The following is a 7,024-nucleotide window of genomic DNA, read 5'->3' as shown; positions in this document are numbered from 1 at the left end:
TTATACCTAAAGGTACTAACTTTAACAATATATCTCATCAATACATTAGAAAGTTACAGATAGACTTGAATAATAGACCTAAGAAATGTTTAAATTACTTGACACCTAATGAAGTACATTTTGGTATCTCTATAAACATTGAGAATACAATCTAGCAGTTAATAAAATATATATTCAATCAGAAGCATTAGATTTTAAAGCTCAAGAAATAAAAGATGAGTTAGGTGATGAAGCAGAACCTGAAGATAAGTCTGAAGTTAATGATAAGTCAAATAAATCTAGAAATAAATCAAAATCAATAGCTGAGAGAAAGAAAGAGCAAGCAAAGAAAAATAAGAAAGCTGAGGAGGAAGAAATAGAACCTGCCGCTCCAGTTTATTTAGAAAGTAAATATCTCTACCCATTAGGAATTGTTAAGGAAGTTAAAATAGAGTATGTTAAAAAATATAAATACAGAGAAAAGAAATCCAAGAAGCTTTAACCTTGATTCGATGTCAGTCCAAGAGTCTGTGAATCTAATGATAGATGAAGAGTATGGTGTGATTGAAGCATTAAAAGAGCAAAGTTTAAATATTGCTAAGATAGTCGAGGTTACATCACAGGCCTTGAAAAAAGGCGGTAGAATCATATATGTAGGTGCGGGAACAAGTGGTCGATTAGGAATACTTGATGCTGTTGAATGTCCACCAACATTTAGTGTTGATTATAATACTATTATTGGATTAATCGCAGGTGGTGAAAAAGCTTTCATTCAAGCCCAAGAGGGTGCAGAGGATAATCCTAATTTTGGTAAAGCAGATTTGCTAAGAATAAATTTGACAGATAAGGATGTTGTAATAGGTATCGCAGCTAGTGGAAGAACACCTTATGTTATAGGGGCTCTTGAATATGCAAATTCTATCGATGCTACTACTATTGCGATTAGCTGTACTAAGCAAGCTAAGATATCTAGTTATGCTGATTATAGTGTTGAGGCAGTACCTGGTCCTGAAGTTTTGACTGGGTCAACTAGGCTTAAGGCGGGAACAACACAAAAACTTATTTTAAACATAATATCAACGTTATCTATGGTATCGGTTGGCAAAGTGTATCAAAATTTGATGGTTGATGTTAAACCAACTAATGAAAAATTAGTTGAGCGCTCTAAGAATATCATTTGTGAGGCAACAGGGGTTGATTATGTGACAGCTCAAGATTTTTATATGAAAGCTAATAAGTCTGTAAAAGTAGCGATTGTAATGATATTAAATGATTGTGATTATGAACAAGCTTTGGCAATATTAAAGGATAATAATAATTTTATAAAGAGCTAGGATGAGATTATTTATATTAGTTACTATTACATTAATCAGTCTAAATGGGTATTGTGCTGTTTATGAATCATATAGTAACGGAGTGCCAGAGTTTAACTAATACTCCGTCAAAAGGAGCAACTAAGTTGAACTTGGCAGATGATGCTATCACCTGTAATAAATGCCGATAATATTCCAAAACAAATTGTATGGGGTGGTAACAGACAGCAACAAGAAGGTTATGCAGATTATTCACAGCCATATCAAGATACTCTACAAGCAGCTTTCCCAGAAGAGTTTACAGATAATTATTTTGATTTTTATGGTAGAAACTATCAATATCATAGTTTGATGTCATCAACTATGGGGCAAAGTATGTATGCTGAAAATGGCGCTAATAATAGACGTTTACAAAGTAATTATTAGTTAGTTGAAATAGTGAGAAAGATTTTTTTATTGGTTGTTTTTATATTTTCTTGTATAAACGTTCCCTATTCACAAGATACTATTCAGTCTGCCTTTGAAGATGATGGAAGTCTTACTATCAAAGAGTTTCATCATATAGCAAAACAGCAGCGTAAAGAGTTAGTCAAAAGTTTTCATCAGCAGCATCATAGAATGCAAAAAGAAGGATAGTTGATTTATTTTAGCTCGGTAGATGTGTTTGCTGCTTGTTTGGTTGGGTTATGAGGATAGATCATATTTAGAACTATCTTCAATGTAGAACCTTGCGCTAATATTGATAGTATTACGACTGTATAAGTTATACTAACTATAACATGACCTTCATCAGGCAGTGATAGTGCTAAAGCCAAAGATATTCCCCCTCGGACTCCAGACCATGCAACAAGTAGGTTGTCTCTAGCAGATGCTCTAGATAGTTTTTTATCTATAACGGTTATAGGGATTGAGATACTGATTAATCTAGCAAATGTTACAATAAATATACCGACAGCACCAACCCAGAAAGCTCCATGATCGAAAGGTATGCTAGTTAGTTCTAGACCTATCAATATGAATAAAAACGAGTTCAACATATTGTCGATAATCATCCAAAATTTATCAATCTTTTCAACCTGATTTGGATGAGTTTTTTTACGATCAGAAAGACTATTACCTATAACTAGACCTGCAACAACCATGGCAATTGGTCCCGATACGTGTAAACTGTGAGCAATCACATAACCCATACTAGCTATAGCTAGTGTTACAAAAATTGATGTCTCAGAATCATCATTTGTTTTTAGGAAGATTAAAGCTATTTTTGCAAATATATATCCAAGAAGTATTCCACCACCAGCTTCAATACCAATCTGCTTAGTAATAATCCAAACATAGTTGACACCAGAGCTAGTTATTCCTTGATCGAAGTCTCCTCCACTACCAAAAAATACTATATTTGAAAGTATTACAAATAATACAATACCAGTAGCATCATTAAACAATGATTCACCAACAACGCGTGTTTTTAGGTGTTTTGGAATCGATTTATTACCAGCAAGGGTACTAATGACAGCTATTGGGTCGGTAGGTGAAATAAGCGCACCAAATACCAAACAGTACCCAAAGCTTATATCAAAACCAACCAGAATACAGAATCCATAGATTAGAATGGCTGTTGTCAGAGCAGACAAAATTAAACCAATACTGGCAAGTCCAAATATGGCTTTAAGTTCTTTTTTAAGATCGATCATATTGAAGTGCAGAGCATTTGCGAACAATAGGAAAGACAGCATTCCATCTAAGACTGTTTTTTTGAAGTCAAAACTAGATAGAGCAACTACTAAAAAGTTTGATGGACTAAGAAAAGAGGCACATAATGCCGAAAAGGTTATTGATAATATAGTTAGTCCTATTGCCTTAGGTAGTTTCAGAAATTTTGTATTGATGTAACTCATCAATGCAGCTACAACAGTAAGCAAACTAAATAAAAAAAACTCACTCATATTATTCCCCTACAGCCCACAGCTATATTCCCAACTACAGGCTTTTGATAATTCTTCTAAAATATTGCCATGAATAAAAGCATGGCTATCTAATTTGTTGAAATGTGTATTATTAAACATAAAGCTATTTTTTTCATTTTCTAATACTGAAACTTTTTTTATATCTGCTTTTGCTATCTTTTCAAACTCTTGTTGTGTTAAGTGTATACAAGGTTGACATTCAAGGCTATGGTAAAACGCTTTAAAAGGCAGCTTTTTAGTCAATTCTAAAATATCATCATGATTTAGATCTAATAAAGGGTACTCTAGTGATCTATAGTCATATTTTTCCTCTTCTTTCAGGTTTTTCAAAAGTTGTGAAACTTTTGATAAGTCTTTTCGATGACTCAGAAGTATCGTAGCTTCAGCATCAGGATCAATTTCATCAATTTTGTTTAACAGTGTGATACCTTTTAAGAAGCCAGCACACCAGCTAAATTTCTGAGAAGGAAATTGCTTACGTGCTTTAACTAATTCTTGAAAAGAGTTTTCTGATTTTAGGTGATAAAACTCGATATCTTCATTTTTTAACCACGCGAATACATTACCTAAATAGCTATTCCAATTCTCAGCAGCAAAACCAGTATCTACAGATAATACGCAAAAGTTATTGTGTAAATTTTTCTTTGCCCAGCATATAAGAGCCAAAGAATGAATGCTATAGTTAGCTATAATTATATTATCTAACCTCTGCATCATTTTACATTCCTATTAAATCTTTAATTTCGCTAAGTTTATTCATAGCTAGAGGGCGCATTTTCTCTGCACCTTGATTAAGAATATCATCTACAACTTTGGGATTATTAATGTAGTAATCATATTTCTCTCGTGCATCTGTCAAATATTTATTTATTTTTTCAAAAAGTATTTGCTTGGCATCTCCCCAACCTAATCCACCAGCTAAGTATTTTTCTTCTAAAGAAGAAACTTCAGCCTTGGTAGCAATACTTTTATATATTGCAAATACAGTACAGTTCTTTGGATCTTTTTTTTCTTCAGGTGTTTGAGAGTTTGTGATGATTTTCATAACTTGTTTTCTAAGCTTCTTCTTTGTAGAAAATATAGGTATAGTATTATCATAACTCTTTGACATTTTACGACCATCTAAACCAAGTATTGTTTGACTGTCTTCACTAGTTAGGGCTTGAGGTGCTTTTAGTATTTGATTTTTATATATATGATTAAATCTATTTGCAATATCACGAGCAATTTCAATGTGTTGGATCTGATCTTTTCCCACAGGAACTAAGTTTGCATCAAACATTATAATATCTGCTGCCATAAGGATAGGGTAGTTAAACAGACCCATAGTTATGCCCTTATCAGGATCAGCATTTTCCTCTTGAATATTTTGGTCTACTAATGCCTTGTATGCATGAGCACGGTTCAATAAGCCTTTAGCAGTAGTTGTACTGATAATCCATGTTAGCTCCATGATTTCAGGTATATCTGATTGACGATAAAAAGAAGCTTTTGTAGGATCAAGTCCTAATGCTAACCATGAAGAAGCTATTTCATATATATATTGCTGGCGTAGTTTTTTATCCCAAAGCTTTATTAATGAGTGTTGATCAGCTATGAAATACATACAATTGTATTCATTACTTTGAGACATTTCTATTGCAGGCTTAATAGCGCCTATATAATTTCCTAGATGAGGTGTGCCAGAAGGTGTTATACCTGTAAGAACTATTTTTTTAGACATTTAATAATTAAAAATTAGAATAATAGTCTCATAATTTTATCATATAAGAAGCTTATTTGCGTTATTGTATATCAAAGAAAGCTAGCTAAACTAAAGATATTAATATTGGTAAAATCATATAGAGATTTAAGAGGAAATTTTTTAATTACCAAAATCACAGTTAATAGCTAATGCTCCAGGAGCTGATGGATTGTCAGCCACATATATTTCAGCGCGTGAATATTTAGTGGTGTCTATTTTATTAGGACAGCTTAGTGGTTTTGCATATCATGTTATTTTTGGTGCTACAGTTATACTTGTTCCAATAGGAGACGTGGCTGAAGCAGCACCACCTGTTGGAGATACGTATCCCGGCGTATTTATGCTACCATTAGAGCTTGTGAAAGTGATTTCTCCATCAAAACCATACTTTGGACTATTGTTGTGTACAAGAATAGTTGCTGTCTTTGGAGTTTCTTTTTCATCAGGGATTTTAGCACACTTGTTACTATCTAAAGCACAAGGAGACATATAATAACTAAAGTCGCCTACGCCGTGAGCAGGGTATTTGACTGAACCTGTGTTATATGTTTCTGGAACATAATCGACATTTAAAGACCAGCCCATAAAACCAGCAAATTTAGTATCTTTAGGGATGTTTCCTAGGTTGTTATATACTGACTCCATAGCAGCATAAGTTTGTAAGGCCGAAGAGTTTGAAGGAACATTTTCAAAGTCACCATCAAACTGAGGAAAGTATACTGTAGCAGCCCCACCACCTTGAGCAGCGGTAGGATAACCTATAACTATTTTAGCAGTTTTTGCTCCGATGTAGTTTTTGGTTAGTGTATATGCATTTTGAACAAAATTAGGCTTTTGCTCAGGAGCTGAGTTGTAGTTTTGTACATATACATAATCAACTAGGTCCAAGACTTTATTAGTTGCATTAAATAATGGTGCATAAAACTCATCGTTACCTGTTGAGACTAGTTTATCATTATTAATCTGAGGAGCTATTATGTACTAGCTTCGAGCTATCGATATCTTTTATATTTGTAATTACATTTTTTAGGTATATGCCATTGTTTGTTGCTGTTTCTGCTATTTCAATATCGAAATCGATACCATCTAGACCATACTTGTTTAGGAAGTTGACTATATTTTGAGCAAGTCTATTAGCATCAGTGCCATTAGGATTATAAGTGTTAACGTTACTTTGTCCGCCAACTGAAACTATTGCTTTTAATCCAGCATTTTTTGCTTCTTGGATTTTTTTAGCTGCAAGAGTTTCATAGTCACTTTTAAACGATATATTGTTATTTGCATCTATAGTTGCAAATGCTATAACAGCCTCGTTGTAGCCATCTTTAGCAACTTGAGATAAATCTACGCTATCAGCAGAGCCCATGGCAGTAATATCTAAATATCCAGCCATACTCTATCACTAGAGTTTGCTGAATTAGTATTTGATGGGACAGAGCTATTCGCGAAAGTTATAGCTGATGATGCTATAAGTAGGCTTGTTATAATTGTTTTCTTTATCATGAAGATACTTCCTTTTTAATTTTTATGTTAAAAACTTTGATTTTGTATTGGAATTATAATCATGGTGGAGTGTCTTTTATATCTACAATATTGCATAGCTACTATTCGTATTTGCAAAAGAAAGATACTTGTTATTAGATATTCTTAACTAGTTGAAATGATGTAACCGAAGTAATCAGATATTATAGCTAGATTGTATTCTGAAAGTTTTAAATAGTTGAAAGAGAGTTCCAAATATAGTTTATTAGGTTTTGACGAAACTAAAATAAACGATAAGGAACTAAAAAATGCCAAAGCACTTAACTCTTTCAAATAGATATTGTATAGAAGAATTACTTAAATTAGGATACCAAACATCTCAAATAGCCAATAAAATTGGCTATAGTGAAAGAGCTATAAAAAAGGAACTTAATCGCACTAGTATAAATAGTGACTATAATGCTGAGATAGCACAGAAGCTATATCAAAGCCGCAGAACTTCAAATAATCATAAGCTATCCTGTAAAGTTAAAAAGCTA

Annotated in this window: 9 protein-coding genes and 3 pseudogenes; 6 read left to right on the top strand and 6 right to left on the bottom strand. The window is 33.0% G+C overall.

Annotated features, from left to right (window positions below; genetic code table 11):
- From F8C69_RS11460 to F8C69_RS07985, 5 genes and pseudogenes are all read left to right on the top strand, one after another.
- Positions 1 to 155 (top strand): annotated as a pseudogene (locus tag F8C69_RS11460) (IS30 family transposase); the annotation flags it as partial.
- A 2-nt stretch (positions 156 to 157) separates the two neighbouring features.
- Positions 158 to 481, top strand: a pseudogene (locus F8C69_RS10765) (hypothetical protein); the annotation flags it as partial.
- Entirely contained in the window at positions 435 to 1,313 is an 879-nt protein-coding gene (gene murQ, locus F8C69_RS07995) for an N-acetylmuramic acid 6-phosphate etherase (protein WP_159184825.1), read from the top strand. The pseudogene F8C69_RS10765 and the gene murQ, both read left to right, overlap by 47 nt.
- 1 nt (position 1,314) lies before the next feature.
- Positions 1,315 to 1,718, top strand: a pseudogene (locus F8C69_RS07990) (hypothetical protein).
- Positions 1,719 to 1,730: 12 nt separating this feature from the next.
- Positions 1,731 to 1,928, top strand: a complete 198-nt coding sequence (locus F8C69_RS07985) for a hypothetical protein (RefSeq protein ID WP_159184824.1) — start codon at positions 1,731 to 1,733, stop codon at positions 1,926 to 1,928.
- 5 nt (positions 1,929 to 1,933) lie between these two features.
- Here F8C69_RS07985 and F8C69_RS07980 read toward each other — a convergent pair whose 3' ends face one another.
- The 6 genes from F8C69_RS07980 to F8C69_RS11070 form a co-directional block, all read right to left on the bottom strand.
- The gene (locus F8C69_RS07980; protein ID WP_159184823.1) at positions 1,934 to 3,238 is read right to left on the bottom strand and encodes a cation:proton antiporter; all 1,305 of its coding nucleotides are present in this window, start codon (positions 3,236 to 3,238) and stop codon (positions 1,934 to 1,936) included.
- Positions 3,239 to 3,247: 9 nt separating this feature from the next.
- Positions 3,248 to 3,973 (bottom strand): hypothetical protein, encoded by a 726-nt coding sequence (locus F8C69_RS07975; RefSeq protein WP_192189679.1) that lies wholly within the window; start codon positions 3,971 to 3,973, stop codon positions 3,248 to 3,250.
- Positions 3,974 to 3,977: 4 nt separating this feature from the next.
- A complete protein-coding gene (gene trpS / locus F8C69_RS07970; RefSeq protein ID WP_159184821.1) occupies positions 3,978 to 4,982 on the bottom strand; it encodes a tryptophan--tRNA ligase in 1,005 nt (334 codons plus the stop codon).
- 267 nt (positions 4,983 to 5,249) lie between these two features.
- The gene (locus F8C69_RS10760) at positions 5,250 to 5,891 is read right to left on the bottom strand and encodes a hypothetical protein (RefSeq protein WP_234384183.1); all 642 of its coding nucleotides are present in this window, start codon (positions 5,889 to 5,891) and stop codon (positions 5,250 to 5,252) included.
- Between the two features lie 70 nt (positions 5,892 to 5,961).
- Complete coding sequence (locus F8C69_RS10755; protein ID WP_234384184.1) at positions 5,962 to 6,396, bottom strand: glycoside hydrolase family 18 protein; 435 nt, start codon at positions 6,394 to 6,396, stop codon at positions 5,962 to 5,964.
- Entirely contained in the window at positions 6,381 to 6,506 is a 126-nt protein-coding gene (locus tag F8C69_RS11070; protein ID WP_267906215.1) for a hypothetical protein, read from the bottom strand. The genes F8C69_RS10755 and F8C69_RS11070 overlap by 16 nt, the downstream gene beginning before the upstream one ends.
- A gap of 287 nt (positions 6,507 to 6,793) precedes the next feature.
- Here F8C69_RS11070 and F8C69_RS07960 point away from each other — a divergent pair.
- Positions 6,794 to 7,024 (top strand): helix-turn-helix domain-containing protein (locus tag F8C69_RS07960; protein ID WP_159183974.1); only part of this gene is annotated, 231 nt, incomplete at its 3' end.

Origin of the sequence: Francisella noatunensis subsp. noatunensis (assembly GCF_009823375.1) — a bacterium.
In the GTDB taxonomy this organism is placed as follows: Bacteria; Pseudomonadota; Gammaproteobacteria; order Francisellales; family Francisellaceae; genus Francisella; species Francisella noatunensis.
Note: the sequence above shows the minus strand (reverse complement) of the source record. Positions and strands in the feature narration are given on the sequence as shown.